This is a genomic window from Streptomyces sp. DSM 106670, assembly GCF_055792845.1.
Genome location: NZ_CM147704.1, coordinates 6,301,970 through 6,316,701 on the forward strand (window position 1 = coordinate 6,301,970; position 14,732 = coordinate 6,316,701).

Consider the following 14,732-nt stretch of genomic DNA (forward strand, 5'->3'; position numbering starts at 1 on the left):
GAGCGGTCACAGTGCAGCGCTGGCGTGGCTTGGAGGACATCCCCCAGGACTGGGGACGCAGCGTCGTCACCATCGGCTCCTACGACGGCGTGCACCGCGGACACCAGCTGATCATCGGCCGGGCCGTCGAACGCGCCCGTGAGCTGGGCGTTCCGTCCGTCGTCGTCACCTTCGACCCGCACCCCAGCGAGGTCGTCCGGCCCGGCAGCCACCCGCCGCTGCTCGCCCCGCACCACCGCCGCGCGGAGCTGATGGCGGAGCTGGGCGTGGACGCCCTGCTGATCCTGCCGTTCACCACCGAGTTCTCGAAGCTGTCGCCCGCCGACTTCATCGCGAAGGTCCTCGTCGACCGGCTGCACGCCCAGGCCGTCATCGAGGGCCCCAACTTCCGCTTCGGCCACAAGGCCGCGGGAAATGTCGCGCTGCTGACCGAGCTGGGCGCCACCTACGACTACACCGTCGAGGTCATCGACCTGTACGTCACCGGCGAGGCGGGCGGCGGACAGCCGTTCTCCTCCACGCTCACCCGGCGGCTGATCGCCGAGGGCGATGTCGCCGGGGCCGCCGAGATCCTCGGCCGCCCGCACCGCGTCGAGGGCATCGTGGTGCGCGGTGCGCAGCGCGGCCGGGAGCTGGGCTTCCCGACGGCCAACGTCGAGACCCTGCCGCACACCGCGATCCCCGCCGACGGCGTCTACGCCGGCTGGCTGGAGGTGAACGGCGAGTCGATGCCCGCCGCGATCTCGGTCGGCACGAACCCGCAGTTCGACGGCGTCGACCGGACGGTGGAGGCGTACGCCATCGACCGGGTCGACCTGGACCTGTACGGGCTGCACGTGGCCGTCGAATTCCTCGCGTACGTCCGCGGCATGCTGAAGTTCGACTCGATCGACGACCTCCTGGTCGCCATGGCCGCCGATGTGAAGCGCTCCAGCGAGCTGATCGCCGCGTACGACCGCACCCACTGACGTACCCGACCGTGCGTTCCGCCCCGGGACGACGGATGCTGACAGGGTGCGCGACATCCTGCCCGACCTCCGTGCCCGGTGCGCCGACGGCGTCCCCTTCGCCCTGGCGACCGTCGTCGCCGTGCACGGCAGCGCGCCCCGCGACCCCGGCGCGGTCATGGCCGTCGACGCGGCGGGCACGGTCCTCGGCAGCGTCTCCGGCGGCTGCGTCGAGGGCGATCTGTACGAGGTGGCCCGCGAGGTGCTGGACGGTGCGGGGCCGCGCGTGGTGTCGTACGGGATCAGCGACGACGAGGCGTTCGGTGTCGGGCTGACCTGCGGCGGCACCATCGAGGTCCTGGTGCGCGCGTACGCCTCGGAGGGCGAGCGGGCGGAGCTCGCGGCGCTGCTCGACCTGATCGCCGCCGACCGGCCGGTCGCCGAGGCCACCGTTCTGTCCGGCGAGGCGGAGACCGGCGCCCGCCTCGTGGTCCGCCCCGCCGACGCCGGGCCCACCACCGGCACGCTGGGGAACGAAGGGCTCGACGCGGCCGTCACGGACGATGCCCGAGGCCTGCTGGCCCAAGGGCTCACCGGCATCCAGCGGTACGGGGCGCACGGCCAGCGCCGGATGCAGGAGGTCGCCGTCTTCGTCCGGACGTACGCCCCGCCGCCCCGCATGCTCGTGTTCGGCGCGATCGACCACGCGGCGGCCACCGCCCGCATCGGCTCGTTCCTCGGCTACCGCGTCACCGTCTGCGACGCCCGCCCGGCCTTCGCCACCCGGGAACGCTTCCCCACCGCCGACGAGGTGGTGCGCGCCTGGCCGCACACCTATCTGGAGTCCACCGAGGTCGACGCCCGCACGGTGATCTGCGTCCTCACCCACGACCCGAAGTTCGACGTCCCCCTGCTCCTCGCGGCCCTGCGCACGCCCGCCGCGTACATCGGAGTCATGGGCAGCCGCCGCACCCACCACGACCGGCTCGCCCGGCTCCGCGCGGCCGGGGTGGACGAGGCGCATCTCGCGCGCCTCGCCTCACCCGTGGGCCTCGACCTCGGAGCCCGTACGCCGGAGGAGACGGCCGTCTCCATCGCCGCCGAGATCATCCAGCACCGCTGGGGCGGCACGGGCCGCCCGCTCGGCGATCTGACCGGCGCGATCCACCGGGACCGATGAGTTCCGGCCGGTCCGGAGGTCATCACACCGGAACACCCGCAGACCGATGCGTTCGCAGCCGGAGGACCCCATGGCCAAGCTGATCTACTCCATGATCACCTCGCTCGACGGCTGCGCCGAGGCGGCGGAGGGCGGCCTCGGCGCCGGGGCCGAGGACCCGGAGGTGCACACCTTCGTCAACGACCTCTTCCGCCCCGTCGGCACCTACCTCTACGGCCGGCGGATGTACGAGACGATGGTCTACTGGGAGACCGCGCTCGACGAGCCCGACCAGCCGCCGCACATCGCGCAGTACGCCCGCGACTGGCAGGCCGCCGAGAAGGTCGTCTACTCCACGACGCTCGACGAGGTCTCCAGCGCGAAGACCCGGATCGAGCGGTCCTTCGACCCGGAAGCGGTGCGCCGGCTCAAGGCCGGGGCGGACGCCGACCTCACCGTCGACGGCCCGAACCTCGCCGCCCAGGCCATCGCGGCCGGCCTGGTCGACGAGTACCACCTCTTCATCACCACGAGCGTGGTCGGCGGCGGCAAACGGTTCTTCCCCGACGGCGTGCGCCTCGACCTCGAACTCGTCGAGGAGCGCGCCTTCGCCGCGAGTGGGCTGATCTACGCCCGCTACCGGACCCGCTGAGGACCCGGCCTCAGCTCGCCGGCAGCTCGGCGCTCTCGCCGCACGCCGCCGCCCAGTGGCACGCCACCTGGGCGGCCCCGCCTCCGTTCAGCACCGGCAGATCCACCGTGCGGCACGCCTCCGCCACCCCCGCCCGTTCCGCCTCGCCCGAGGCCAGCACCTGGCAGCGGACGTGGAACCGGCAGCCGGAGGGCACCTTCGAGGGGTCCGGCGGCTCCCCGGCCAGGACGACCGGTTCGCCCTCCGCCTCCGGGAGCACCGACAGCAGGGCCCGGGTGTACGGGTGCTGCGGGGCCGCGAGCAACTGCTCGACCGGGCCCGTCTCGACGATCCGGCCCAGATACATCACCGCCACCCGGTCCGCGATGTTCCAGGCGAGCCCCAGATCGTGGGTGACCACCAGCGCGGAGAGCCCCAGCTCGTCGCGGAGCCGCAGCAGCAGCGCCAGGATCTCGCCCCGTACCGACGCGTCCAGCGAGGCCACCGGCTCATCGGCCACGATCAGCTCCGGCTCCAGCACCAACGCCCCGGCGATCACGACGCGTTGACGCTGACCGCCCGACAGCTCGTGCGGGAAGCGCAGGAAGAACCGCTCCGGCGGGCGGAGACCGGCCCGGGACAGGGCTTCCGACACGGCCGCCCGCTCGTCGCCCGCGTACCCGTGGATGCGCAGCCCCTCGGCCACCGTGTCGTACACCGTGTGCCGGGGGTTGAGCGAGCCGCTCGGATCCTGGAGGACCAGCTGCACGCGCTTGCGGTACGCCTTGAGCGCCCGGCCCGTGTAGTCGAGCGGTGCGCCGCCGAAGGTGACCCGCCCCGAGGTGGGCGGCACCAGGCCGAGCAGCGACCGGGCGAGCGTCGTCTTGCCGCAGCCGGACTCACCGACCAGCGCGACGATCTCGCCGGGCCGGATGTCGAGGTCGACGCCGTCGACGGCCCGGGCGGTGGCGGCCCCGCGCCGGCCGGGGAAGGCGACCTTCAGCGTCTCGGCGCTGAGCAGGGGAGCGGTGCCGGCCGGGGAGAGCCCGGCCCGAGGGGTGGTGCTCATCGGGTGCTCCTCGCTTCTTCGTCCCCGTGGCGTGCGCGGTCCGCGCCCACCAGCACACAGGCCGCCCGGCGCTCGGCCCCGGCCTCGCGCAGCTCCTGGTCCTCGGTGGCGCAGGGGTCGAGCGCCACCGGACAGCGCGGATGGAACGTACAGCCGCCCGGCAGCGCCGCCGGGTCCGGCGGATCGCCCGGCAGCCCGCGCGGGGCGTGCCGGGAGGACAGGTCGCCGATCCTCGGGAAGGCGGCGGAGAGCGCCTTGCCGTACGGATGGCGGGCGTCCGTGTACACCTGCCGGGCCGGGCCCTCCTCGACGACCCGGCCCGCGTACATCACCGAGAGCCGGTCGCAGGTGTCGGCGAGCACCGCGAGGTCATGGCTGATCATGATCAGCCCGACGTCCTGGTCGGCCACCAGCTGCTCGATCAGCCGCAGGATCTGCGCCTGGATCATCACATCGAGGGCGGTGGTCGGCTCGTCCGCGACGATCAGGCGCGGATCGCAGGCCAGCGCCATGGCGATCATCACGCGCTGCCGCTGCCCGCCGGACAGCTCGTGCGGATAGGCCTGGGCGCGGGCGGCGGGCAGCCCCACCTGCTCCAGCAGCTCACCGGCCCGCTTGCGGGCGGCGGCGGGGGTGGCCCTGCTGTGCAGCAGGATCGGCTCGGCGATCTGGTCGCCGACCCGGTGCACGGCGTTCAGCGAGTGCATCGCGCCCTGGAAGACGATCGACGCCCCCGCCCAGCGGACCGCCCGCAGCCGGCCCCACTTCATGGTCAGGACGTCCTCGCCGTCGAGCAGGATCTCGCCGGACAGCGTGGCCGTCGTGGGCAGCAGCCGCAGCAGCGCGAGGGCCAGCGTCGACTTGCCGCAGCCGGACTCCCCGGCGATGCCGAGCTTCTGCCCGGCCTCCACCCGCAGATCGACGCCCCGTACGGCGGGTACGGCATCGGCCCCGCTTCCGTAGGTGACGGTCAGATTCCGCACCTCCAGGAGCGGCGGATCACCGGTGGGCTTCGTCGTGCCGGGCGAGCCGGACGGGTCCGGGTTCGGTGTGGTGGTCGTGGTGGCGGCGGTCAACGGGACACCCCCAGTTTGGGGTTGAGCACGGACTCGATGGCGCGGCCGCACAGCGTGAAGGCGAGGGCGACGACGGCGATGGCGAGTCCGGGCGGAGCGAGGTACCACCAGTTGCCGGAGCTGACCGCGCCGGCCTCGCGGGCGTCCTGGAGCAGACCGCCCCAGGAGACGATCGTGGGATCGCTGAGCCCGAGGAAGGCGAGGGTCGCCTCGGTGAGGATGGCGGTGGAGATCACGAGCGTGGTCTGGGCCAGCACCAGCGGCATCACATTGGGCAGGACGTGCCGCGACATGATGTGGCGGTGTCCGCCGCCGAGCGCCCGGGAGCGTTCGATGTACGGGCGGGACTCGACGGACAGCGTCTGGGCCCGGACCAGCCGGGCGGTCGTCGGCCAGGTCGTCACGCCGATCGCCAGGATCGTCGTCCAGACCGACCGGGACAGGACCGTGGCCAGCGCGATGGCCAGCACCAGGGTCGGCATGACCAGGAACCAGTCCGTCACCCGCATGACGACGGTCGCGTACCAGCCCTTGAAGTGACCCGCGGTGATCCCGACCAGGGTGCCGATCGCCACCGACAGGAACGCGGCGAGCAGCCCGACGGTCAGGGAGACCCGGGTGCCCCAGAGCATGAGAGCCAGCAGACTGCGCCCGAACTGGTCGGTGCCGAGCGGGAATTCACCGCTCGGCTCCTCCATCGGGCCGCCCGGGGCGTTGGTCACGCTCTGCGAGTCGGCCCCCACCAGCAGCGGGGCGGTCAGCGCGAGCAGGGCGATCACCGCGAGCACGGCGAGGCCGACGAGCCCGGCCCGGTGCGTGCGGTACTGCCGCCAGAAGCGGGCCACCGCCTGCCGCCGCCGGGCCCGGGTGAGCGCCCGCGGGCTCGGCCCCCGGACCTCCCCGGGGGGCTTGCGGGCGTCCGGCTCCCGCGGTTCGGAGGGCTTCTCCATCGACGTCGTCATCGGCCCACCCGGGGATCGAGCAGCGGATAGATCACATCGGCGAGCGTGTTCATCAGGATCACCGCGGCGGCGAACACGAAGAACAGCGCCTGCACCAACGGCAGGTCGGGCACGCTCAGCGCCTGGTAGAAGAGGCCGCCGAGCCCCGGCCAGGAGAACACCGTCTCCACCAGGATCGCGCCGGCCACCGTCGTACCGAGGTTCACGAAGAGCAGCGTCACCGTCGGCAGCATCGCGTTCGGCACGGCGTGCTTGCGGCGCACGAGGTCGTCGCGCAGCCCCTTGGCGCGGGCGGTGGTCAGATAGTCGCTGCCCATCTCGTCCAGCAGCGAGGAGCGCATCACCAGCAGGGTGCGCGCGTACTCCACGGCGACCAGCGTGACGACGGGCAGCACCAGGTGGTGGGCGATGTCCAGCACCCGGTCGAAGCCCTCGGTGTTCCCGGACTCCATACCGCCGGTCGGGAACATCCCGGGGATCGGGCCGATGCCCACCGACAGGGTGATGATGAGCAGCAGACCGAGCCAGAACGAGGGCACCGAGTACAGCGTCAGCGCGAACGCGGTGTTGGCCCGGTCCCCGGCGCTGCCGTTGCGCCACGCGGAGCGGGCGCCCAGCCAGATGCCGAGCAGTGTGTAGATGACGAAGGCGGTGCCGGTCAGCAGCAGGGTGGCGGGCAGCGCCTCGGCGATCTTGTCGACGACCGGGGCGCGGAACTGGTACGACGTACCGAAGTCGCCGGTCAGCGCCTTGCCGCAGTACTGCGTGAACTGCTGCCACAGCGGCAGGTCGAGCCCGAACTCACGGCGCATCGCCGCGATCTGTTCGGTCGACACCTGGCGGCCGCCGGTCATCTGCTTGACCGGGTCGCCGGGGATCAGCCGGAAGAGGAAGAAGCTGGTGACGAGGACGGCGAAGAGGGAGACGGCCGCTCCGGCGATCTTGCCCGCCGCGTAGCGGGCGTAGGCGGCCGCGGATCGGGAACGCGGGGAGCGGGCCGGCGGCCCGGCCGGAGCCGGGCCGCCGGATTCGGTGCTCTCCACGCCTGCCGCGCCTTTGAGCAGCGCGGGAGTGCTTTCTGAGCTCATGGACTATTCACGGTCTTCCGCGGTGGAGCGGCGACGCATGGCGAACAGCAGTCCGCCACCGGCGAGGACGACGACGGCGATCCCGACCCCGATGAGCACCCCGGTGGAGGAGCCACCGGAGTCGGAGGAACCGGACGAGGAGGCCCCGGCGGCCGGGACCGCCGACCACCAGCTCCAGTAGCCGTCCTGGCCGTAGATGTTGCCCGCGGCCGACGGCATGGTGGTGATGGACTTGATGTGGTCGGTGCGGTAGGCCTCGACGGCATTCGGGTACGCCATGACGTTCATGTACCCGGTGTCGTACAGCCGCGACTCCAGTTGCTTGACCAGATCCGCCCGCTTGGCGGGGTCGTACTCCGCCAGTTGCTTCTTGTAGAGCTCGTCGTACTGCTTGTCGCAGATGAAGTTGTCGGTCGCGGCCGACTCCTTCGCCTTGGACGGCAGGGCGGCGCAGGTGTGGATGGAGAGGACGAAGTCGGGGTCGGGGTTGACGGACCAGCCGTCGAAGGCGAGGTCGTACTCACCGGCGTACCAGGGGTCGGAGACGTTGTCGAGGCAGTCGACCTTCAGCCCGATGCCCTGCGCGCCCCACCACTCCTGGAGGTACTTGCCGATCGCCTTGTCGTTGGGGTCGGTGGCGTGGCAGAGGATACGGAAGTCCAGCGGCTTGCCGTCCTTGCCGACGCGCTTGCCCGCGCCGTTCTTCTTGTATCCGGCCTCGTCGAGGAGGGAGGCCGCCTTCGCCGGGTCGTGGGCGAGCTTCTGGCCGTCCGCCGGCTTCCAGAAGTAGTCGCCGAAGCGCGGCGGGATGTAGCCCTCGCCCTCGACGGCGTGGCCCTGGAAGACCTTGTCGATGATGGTCTTGCGGTCGACCGCCATGAACAGCGCGTGCCGCACCTTCTGGTCCAGCAGCGCCGGGTGGCCGTCGCCGAACTTCTGTCCGTCCTTGGTCCGGGCTCCGGGGTTGACGGCGAGCGCGAAGAAGCGGCGGCCCGGGGCGTCGTTCACCTTGATGTCCGGGGCGTTCTCCAGCGAGGCGGACTGGGCGGGCGTCAGGCTGGGGCTGCCCGCGACGAAGGAGACCTCACCCTTGCGCAGGGCGGCCACGGCCGCGTCCTGGTCCTTGTAGTAGCGGAAGACCAGCTCGTCGAACTTGGGCGAGCCGCGCCAGAAGTCCTTGTTGGCCTTGAGCTTCACATAGCTGTCGACCTTGTAGTCCGTCAGGATGAACGGACCGTTCCCCACGATGGGGAACTCTTTGTCGTTGTTGAACTTCGAGAAGTCGTCGACCTTGTCCCAGAGGTGCTTCGGGACGATCGGGACGTCGAGCGCGGCCATCGTGGCCTGCGGCTCCTTGAGCTTGATGACCAGCTTGTCCTTGCTGGGCGCGGTCACTTCCTCGAAGTTGCCGACGAAGCTGCCGTTGGAGGTCGCGGCGCCCTCGTCGGTCATCATCTTGTTGAACGTCCAGGCCGCGTCCTCGGCGGTGGCCTGCTGCCCGTCGGACCACTTCGAGTCCGAGCGGATCGTGTACGTCCACGTCAGCTTGTCGGCGGAGGGCTCCCACGCGGTGGCGAGGCCCGGGATCGCCTTGTTGTCCTTGGCGTCGTAGTTGGTGAGGTAGTCGTACATCAGCCGGTGGATGCTCGTGCTGACCAGCCGCTGCGCGAGGAACGGGCTGAGCGAGTCGACGCTCTGCGCGACGGCGACCGTGAGCGTCGTCTTCCCGTCGTCGGCGCGGGCCTCGGAGGGCGTGGGCGCGAGCGGGTTTCCCGGGACGACGGACCCGGCGGCGAGCGCCAGGGCGGCCGCGCCGGAGGCCAGCAGGAGGCGCAGACGTCGGCGTGGCCGGGAGGAGCGGGTGGGGACTCTTGTGACCATGGACGGGGACCTCGCGTCATCACTCGCTGGGAGAAGGCGGGTAGATCTCTGGTTCGCCAGTTGGTGAAGCGAAGGTTTATCAGCGGTGGTCGAGGCTCGTCAACGGTGTGTCAAACCGTGTGTGGGCTGCGGGAATGCGGAAGGGCTCGCACCGCGTGAGCGATGCGAGCCCTCATTGGTCTAAACCACTTCGGCCGGTTGTCGGCCTCCTGTCGGCCTTACTGCGGAGGCGCCGGCGGCGGCTGCGGAGGCGTCTGCTGCCAGCCGGCGGGAGGCACCGGACCGTGCAGATCGGGCTGGCCTGCCGGGTTGCCCTGACCGCCCTGCTGTTCCGGCTGTCCCTGCTGCGGCGCACCGGCCCCGGGCGCACCCGGCCCGGCCTGCGGCGGCGGAGCCTGCTGCCACCCGTTCTGCGGTCCGCCCGGGGCCGCCTGCGGAGGGTAGGGGGCCTGCGGAGCACCCGGCTGACCCGCCGCCTGATATCCCCCGTACGGCGGCTGCCCGCCGTACGGCTGCTGTCCACCCTGGGGCTGCTGGGGCTGCTGGGGCTGCTGGGGCTGCTGGGGCTGCTGGGGCTGCTGGGGCGCGTACGGCTGCTGCCCCGGCTGGGGCTGCCCCGGGTGCTGCTGCGGCGGATAGGGCTGGCCAGGGCCGGGCTGCTGCGGTGCGTACGGCTGCTGACCGGGCATCGGCTGCCCCGGGATCTGCTGTCCGGGAATCTGTTGGCCGGCTCCGGGCTGGCCGGGGATCTGCTGACCAGGCATCGGCTGGCCCTGTCCCGGGTAGCCCTGCTGGCCGGGCAGCGGCGGGGCGTACTGCGGCGGCGGGTTCTGACCGTCCGCCGTCCACAGCCCCTGCTGCTGCTGGGCCCGCGCGAAGTCCTCGGCCACCAGCGCCGAGAGGTGGAAGTACGCCTCACGGGTCTTGGGCCGCATCATGTCGAGGTCGACCTCGGCGCCCGCCGCCAGGTGCTCGTCGAACGGCACGACGACGACACCGCGGCAGCGCGTCTCGAAGTGCTGGACGATGTCGTCCACCTTGATCATCTTGCCGGTCTCGCGGACGCCCGAGATGACGGTGAGCGAACGCTGCACCAGGTCCGCGTAGCCGTGCGCCGAGAGCCAGTCCAGCGTCGTGGAGGCGCTGGACGCGCCGTCGACCGAGGGCGTCGAGATGATGATGAGCTGGTCGGCGAGGTCGAGGACCCCGCGCATCGCGCTGTAGAGGAGGCCGGTGCCCGAGTCGGTGAGGATGATCGGGTACTGCTTGCCGAGCACCTCGATCGCGCGCCGGTAGTCCTCGTCGTTGAAGGTCGTGGAGACCGCCGGGTCCACGTCGTTGGCGATGATCTCCAGACCGGAGGGCGCCTGCGAGGTGAACCGCCGGATGTCCATGTACGAGTTGAGGTACGGGATCGCCTGGACCAGGTCGCGGATGGTCGCCCCGGTCTCGCGCCGCACCCGCCGGCCGAGCGTGCCCGCGTCCGGGTTGGCGTCGATGGCGAGGATCTTGTCCTGCCGCTCGGTGGCCAGCGTCGAACCCAGCGCGGTCGTCGTGGTGGTCTTGCCGACACCGCCCTTGAGGCTGATGACGGCGATCCGGTAGCAGGACAGCACCGGGGTGCGGATCAGCTCCAGCTTGCGCAGCCGCTCGGCCTCCTCCTTCTTGCCGCCCAGCTTGAACCGGGAGGCGGCGGAGGGGTTACGGCTGCTCTTGGCCTTCTGCTTGCCCCGCACCAGCCGGTCGGAGGAGAGCTCGACGGCCGCGGTGTACCCGAGCGGGGCGCCGGGCACCGACCGCTCGCGCTGGTCGTGCGCGACCGGGGTGGGCCAGGCCCCGCCCGTACGCGGGTCGACGGGCGGCTGCTGGTGCTGGTGCGGCGGCTGGCCCTGGGGCGGGGGCTGCTGCTGCCCGTACGCCTCCGGCTGCTGCGGGGCGACGGGCGCGGGGAGGTTCGGAGTGCCCTGGGCCGGGAACGGCGCGTTGGGCTGGGGCGCGTTGGGGGGCTGGCCCGGCTGCCCCGGCTGGCCCTGCTGGGGCAGCCCGGGCTGGGGGAAGCCGTAGCCGCCCTGCGGCGGGAAGCCGTAGCCGCCCGCGCCCTGGGGAGCCTGGGGGTGCGCCTGCGGGGGCAGCGGTACGCCGGGCTGACCGGGGTACGGCTGCTGCTGGTGCGGCGGCTGGGGTGCCTGAGGAAGCTGGGCGGCCTGCGGCGGCTGGGGTGCCTGGGCGGCCTGCGGGAAGCCGTAGCCACCGCCGGGAGCCTCGTTCGCCGGTGCGGAGCCGGGCCACTGCGCCGCGGGCTGCGGCGCGGAGGGCGCCGGAGCGGCGGGCTGGAAGGCGGGCGGCAGCGGCGGCAGCGCACCGCCCTGCGCGGGCGGCGACCACGGCACCGGCGCGGCGGCGGGCTGCGGGGCGTCGGCGGCGGGCGTCGGCGGGGCGTCCTGCGGCGGGGCGTCCTGGAGGACCGCGTCCGCGACGGCGTCGGTTACGGCGACGGGGCCCGGGGCCTCGTCGGAGCTCGCCCCGGCCGCTTCGCCGTCCTCGGAGTCCGCGGAGCCCGCGTCCGTACGGGAGACGGCCAAGGAGTCGGTGTCGCCGGGCGCGGGAAGAGAGGCGGAGGTCTCGGAGGGCGTACCGGACGGGGACGCGTCCTGCGAGGACGTGACGGAGACGGGGGAGACGGGGGCGGATTCGGAGACGGAGGCGTCGGCCTTCTCGTCGTTCCCGCCCTTGGCGTCCTCCTTGTCCTCCCTGTCCTGCGTCCCGGCATCGGCCCCGGCATCGGACGCCGCACCGGCCTGGGCGGCGGCCTCCGCCTCGCGCTCCGCGATCTCCCGCTTGAGCGCTGCGGGCGAGAACCGCATCGTCGCGCCGCTCTCCACATCCCCGCCGCCGAACGGACCGGTGTCCCCGGTCGCGTCGGTGGCCGGAGGGGGCGGCGTCTGTGCGGCCGGAGCCTGTGCCTGCGGCGTCTCCGCTACGGCGGGGGAGACCGGGGCCTCCGGAGCCGCGGGGGCCACCGGCTCGGCCGGCGCGGGCGGTGCGGGCGCCCAGTTGGGGTCGAATCCGCCGGGCGCCGCCGACAGGTCGGGCGCGGCCACGGGCGCCCCGACCGGCGGCGGAGGGGGCGCCAGATGCGAGCCCGCGCCGCCCGACGAGTCCCCCGCCGCGTTCTGCGTGTACCAGGCGGGAGGGGTGTAGTCGATGGTGAACTCACCCGTCATCTCGGCGGGATCCGCGTCGGACGACTCGTCGACGGGCAGGTCCCATCCGTCGCGGATCTCGTTCCGATCGCCGTTCACTTTGCCTCCTGATGTGGTCGAGCACCCTTGTGCCGTGGTGGGTGGGGGCGACCGTTCCCGACGTACCGGTCCGCCCGGCTCTCCCCCTTGCGACGCGCATCACCTGCTCGCAGGTTTCCTCTGCCGCGCCCCACCCACCCTAATCGCCATCCGGTGAACTCAGGCAGGCCGTTCGGCATCGCTCAACCTGTCCGTTACGTCACCGGCCGACCAGGAGCGAACAGGGAGCGGTACGAGAACGGTCCAAGAGCGGCACGGGTGTGCAAAGTCCCCACAGGACCCGCACACGCCGACCCACAGGCCGGCCGGGACGGTGACGAGCGTCTCCGGGCCGGAGCGCGGGGCCGCCGTCCGCTCAGTCCATCCGGCGCGCGGCGCCCAGCAGCCCGGATTCGGCGTCCGTGGCCTGGGTCATCACGAACTGGCGGTCCCGGTCCGTGCACCACAGGGTGACACCGTCGGCCAGGGTGGACAGCGCCTGGGTCTCGGCGGGCGAGAGGTTCATGATGCGGCCGATCTGCGCCGCCTCGTCCGGAGAGACCCGCTGGACGCCGACCAGCGCCGACTTCTTCATCAGCCGCGGCGCCACCGGGCTGAGATAGGGGAGCAGCGTCACCACGGACTGCCACGGCCCCGACACCACCCGGCCGCGCGGCGGCCGCATCCCGCAGTCGCGGACGACGACCACTGGCGAACCGGCGGAAGCGCCCTGCGGCGGCACCCGTCCGACGTCGTGCAGCGACATGCACGGCTGGCCGCCGCCCGCCGCCTGCGCCAGCGAGGTCCAGGCCTGGGCCCGGCCCGTCTCCACCGCGATCCGGGCCCCGGTCGCGGCGGCGCGCAACGCCAGGACCTGGGCGGTCCAGATGCCGCCGATCAGCGTCACCTCGTACGGGGTGGGCCGGTTGATGCCGATCACCGCGGGGCGGCCCTCGGCGTCGACCCCGATCACCGTGCCGTCGTCGCCGACCGGCAGCCCCAGCGTGGCCAGTTCGTCGAGGGAGACCGTGTGACGGCCGCGGCGGGGGCCGATCAGCCCGAAACCGCGCCGGGCACGGCCGGCCGCCTGGGCGGGCCTCGTCGGAGTGGACATCAGTACCTGCTCCCGTACGTCCCGGTGACCATGACCACGTGCTTCCCCGTCTTCTCCGCCGCGGGCTTCCTCGCCGTCGGGCGCTCCGCCGCCGGCATCAGCGGGTCCCGCCCAGCGGCAGCGTGGCCAGGACGCCCGGCAGCTGTTCGCGGTCCAGCCGCACCAGCGCCGTCTTCACACCGCGTGCGGTGCGCTCCAACTCATGGCGCGCGGCGACGAGTTCCTCGTCGCTGCGGCCGGTGATCCGGACATGGCCGGTGACCGAGACCTCGGAGCGGTTGCCCTGCGAAAGCGTCAGGCTGAACGTGGTGGCCAGCGCCGGGAGAGAGGTGAGCAGCGCCACGAGCTGCGGCATCGACGCACCGCCGCCGCCCAACTGCGGCCAGCGCGCCACCCAGTAGGTGGTGTGCCGCCGGTCGTCGCAGCGCCAGGTGCGCGCCGTCTCCTGGGTCCGCCGGCCCGGCGTCTCGGCGCGGCTGGCGTGCGTCATCGCCATCGGGCTGACGCAGGCCGACGTGGCGATCGCGGAGGTCAGCTCCTGCTCGGTGAGCACCGTCGCCCGGAATCCCGCGCCGGTGAGCCGGCTCGCCAGCTGGTCCGCCACCCGTACCGCGCACTTCTGGGCGCCGACGATGCCCCCGCCGCGCGCCGCCACGGCCTCCGGGCACAGCTCCGGGTCGACCTTCAGGGCGATCCAGGTGATCCGCAGCGCCGGGGAACCGGTCTGGGCCTGCAGCGGCGCGTAGTTGCGCGCCGCGACGGACTGCTGCGGGAGGTGCGGTGCGGGAGCGGGCTGGGTGTGCTGGACGACCTGCGCGGACTCCAGCCTGATGCCGTCGACCTCCAGCACGTCCCGGATCAGCGTCAACGGCAGCGGACGGGCCGAACGGTCGGGCCGCAGCGCCGTGGCGTCCGACTCGACCTGGACCACCGCCGTCACGAACGTACCGTCGCCGATGATCCCGACCGGCCGCCGGTCGCCGTCGCTGAAGGAGAGCGTGCGCAGCGCCGGATCGCACTCGACGGCCGGCGCCAGCCCCGGCTCGACGTCCGGCGGCAGCGTCGACGCGGCCGCCCGGCGGGTACGGGCCCGCAGCGCGATGACCGTGCTCAGCCACTCCGGCAGCGACCGGCGGTGCCTGCGGACCACGGCCAGCAGCACCAGCACCGCCGCGATCATCCCGGCCGGGGCGAGCATCAGCGGATCGATCACCCAGGCGGTGAGCAGCAGACCGGCGGCGATTTCGATGAGTACGAGCTGTTGCAAACGGAACGAACCGAACTGTCCGGCACGTCCGTTCAGCCGTGGGGCGGCCGCTCCGCCGGTCCGGGCCGCAGGGCTCGACGGGCCCCGGGCGGCGGAGCGCGAACCCCGGCGTCCCGCCGGCGGTCCCCCTGCTCCGCGGACCCCCGAGGAGGCCCCGCGCCCGGCCTGACGTGTCCGCGTTGCGGATGCCATCATTCCGGCATTCCCCCGTTCGTAAGGCCCCAAGTCAACCCGATCGCCCCTGCCCCGCCGGGGGC

Annotated in this window: 11 protein-coding genes; 3 read left to right on the plus strand and 8 right to left on the minus strand. The window is 72.9% G+C overall.

The window, feature by feature from the left end; genetic code table 11:
- Positions 1-11: 11 nt before the first annotated feature.
- From ACSMXR_RS28065 to ACSMXR_RS28075, 3 genes are all read left to right on the plus strand, one after another.
- Positions 12-968 (plus strand): bifunctional riboflavin kinase/FAD synthetase, encoded by a 957-nt coding sequence (locus tag ACSMXR_RS28065; protein ID WP_137234420.1) that lies wholly within the window; start codon positions 12-14, stop codon positions 966-968.
- A gap of 46 nt (positions 969-1,014) precedes the next feature.
- Positions 1,015-2,127 (plus strand): XdhC family protein, encoded by a 1,113-nt coding sequence (locus tag ACSMXR_RS28070; protein WP_473170167.1) that lies wholly within the window; start codon positions 1,015-1,017, stop codon positions 2,125-2,127.
- 70 nt (positions 2,128-2,197) lie between these two features.
- The gene (locus tag ACSMXR_RS28075; protein ID WP_473170168.1) at positions 2,198-2,758 is read left to right on the plus strand and encodes a dihydrofolate reductase family protein; all 561 of its coding nucleotides are present in this window, start codon (positions 2,198-2,200) and stop codon (positions 2,756-2,758) included.
- A 10-nt stretch (positions 2,759-2,768) separates the two neighbouring features.
- Here ACSMXR_RS28075 and ACSMXR_RS28080 read toward each other — a convergent pair whose 3' ends face one another.
- The 8 genes from ACSMXR_RS28080 to eccE form a co-directional block, all read right to left on the minus strand.
- Positions 2,769-3,806 carry an oligopeptide/dipeptide ABC transporter ATP-binding protein gene (locus tag ACSMXR_RS28080; RefSeq protein ID WP_473170169.1) on the minus strand — a complete coding sequence of 346 codons (1,038 nt, stop codon included), beginning with the start codon at positions 3,804-3,806 and terminating at the stop codon, positions 2,769-2,771.
- A complete protein-coding gene (locus ACSMXR_RS28085) occupies positions 3,803-4,882 on the minus strand; it encodes an ABC transporter ATP-binding protein (RefSeq protein ID WP_473170170.1) in 1,080 nt (359 codons plus the stop codon). Before ACSMXR_RS28085 ends, ACSMXR_RS28080 begins: the two co-directional genes overlap by 4 nt.
- Positions 4,879-5,844 carry an ABC transporter permease gene (locus ACSMXR_RS28090; RefSeq protein WP_030085261.1) on the minus strand — a complete coding sequence of 322 codons (966 nt, stop codon included), beginning with the start codon at positions 5,842-5,844 and terminating at the stop codon, positions 4,879-4,881. Before ACSMXR_RS28090 ends, ACSMXR_RS28085 begins: the two co-directional genes overlap by 4 nt.
- Positions 5,841-6,932, minus strand: coding sequence for an ABC transporter permease (locus ACSMXR_RS28095; RefSeq protein ID WP_364885144.1), 1,092 nt, complete (start codon positions 6,930-6,932; stop codon positions 5,841-5,843). The genes ACSMXR_RS28090 and ACSMXR_RS28095 overlap by 4 nt, the downstream gene beginning before the upstream one ends.
- A 3-nt stretch (positions 6,933-6,935) precedes the next feature.
- On the minus strand, positions 6,936-8,813 hold the full coding sequence (locus tag ACSMXR_RS28100; protein ID WP_473170171.1) for an ABC transporter substrate-binding protein: 1,878 nt from the start codon (positions 8,811-8,813) through the stop codon (positions 6,936-6,938).
- Between the two features lie 218 nt (positions 8,814-9,031).
- Complete coding sequence (locus ACSMXR_RS28105) at positions 9,032-12,115, minus strand: SCO5717 family growth-regulating ATPase (protein ID WP_473170172.1); 3,084 nt, start codon at positions 12,113-12,115, stop codon at positions 9,032-9,034.
- Positions 12,116-12,470: 355 nt separating this feature from the next.
- Positions 12,471-13,208, minus strand: a complete 738-nt coding sequence (locus tag ACSMXR_RS28110) for a hypothetical protein (RefSeq protein WP_218524548.1) — start codon at positions 13,206-13,208, stop codon at positions 12,471-12,473.
- 97 nt (positions 13,209-13,305) lie between these two features.
- Complete coding sequence (gene eccE / locus ACSMXR_RS28115) at positions 13,306-14,667, minus strand: type VII secretion protein EccE (protein WP_381789210.1); 1,362 nt, start codon at positions 14,665-14,667, stop codon at positions 13,306-13,308.
- Between the last annotated feature and the right edge of the window lie 65 nt (positions 14,668-14,732).

Excerpts from the sequence above, each read along its gene's own strand:
- ACSMXR_RS28080 (WP_473170169.1), bottom strand. The coding sequence starts at position 3,806 with ATGAGCACCACCCCTCGGGCCGGGCTCTCCCCGGCCGGCACCGCTCCC.
- eccE (WP_381789210.1), bottom strand. The coding sequence starts at position 14,667 with ATGGCATCCGCAACGCGGACACGTCAGGCCGGGCGCGGGGCCTCCTCG.
- ACSMXR_RS28100 (WP_473170171.1), bottom strand. The coding sequence starts at position 8,813 with ATGGTCACAAGAGTCCCCACCCGCTCCTCCCGGCCACGCCGACGTCTG.
- ACSMXR_RS28095 (WP_364885144.1), bottom strand. The coding sequence starts at position 6,932 with ATGAGCTCAGAAAGCACTCCCGCGCTGCTCAAAGGCGCGGCAGGCGTG.
- ACSMXR_RS28090 (WP_030085261.1), bottom strand. The coding sequence starts at position 5,844 with ATGACGACGTCGATGGAGAAGCCCTCCGAACCGCGGGAGCCGGACGCC.
- ACSMXR_RS28110 (WP_218524548.1), bottom strand. The coding sequence starts at position 13,208 with ATGTCCACTCCGACGAGGCCCGCCCAGGCGGCCGGCCGTGCCCGGCGC.
- ACSMXR_RS28075 (WP_473170168.1), top strand. The coding sequence starts at position 2,198 with ATGGCCAAGCTGATCTACTCCATGATCACCTCGCTCGACGGCTGCGCC.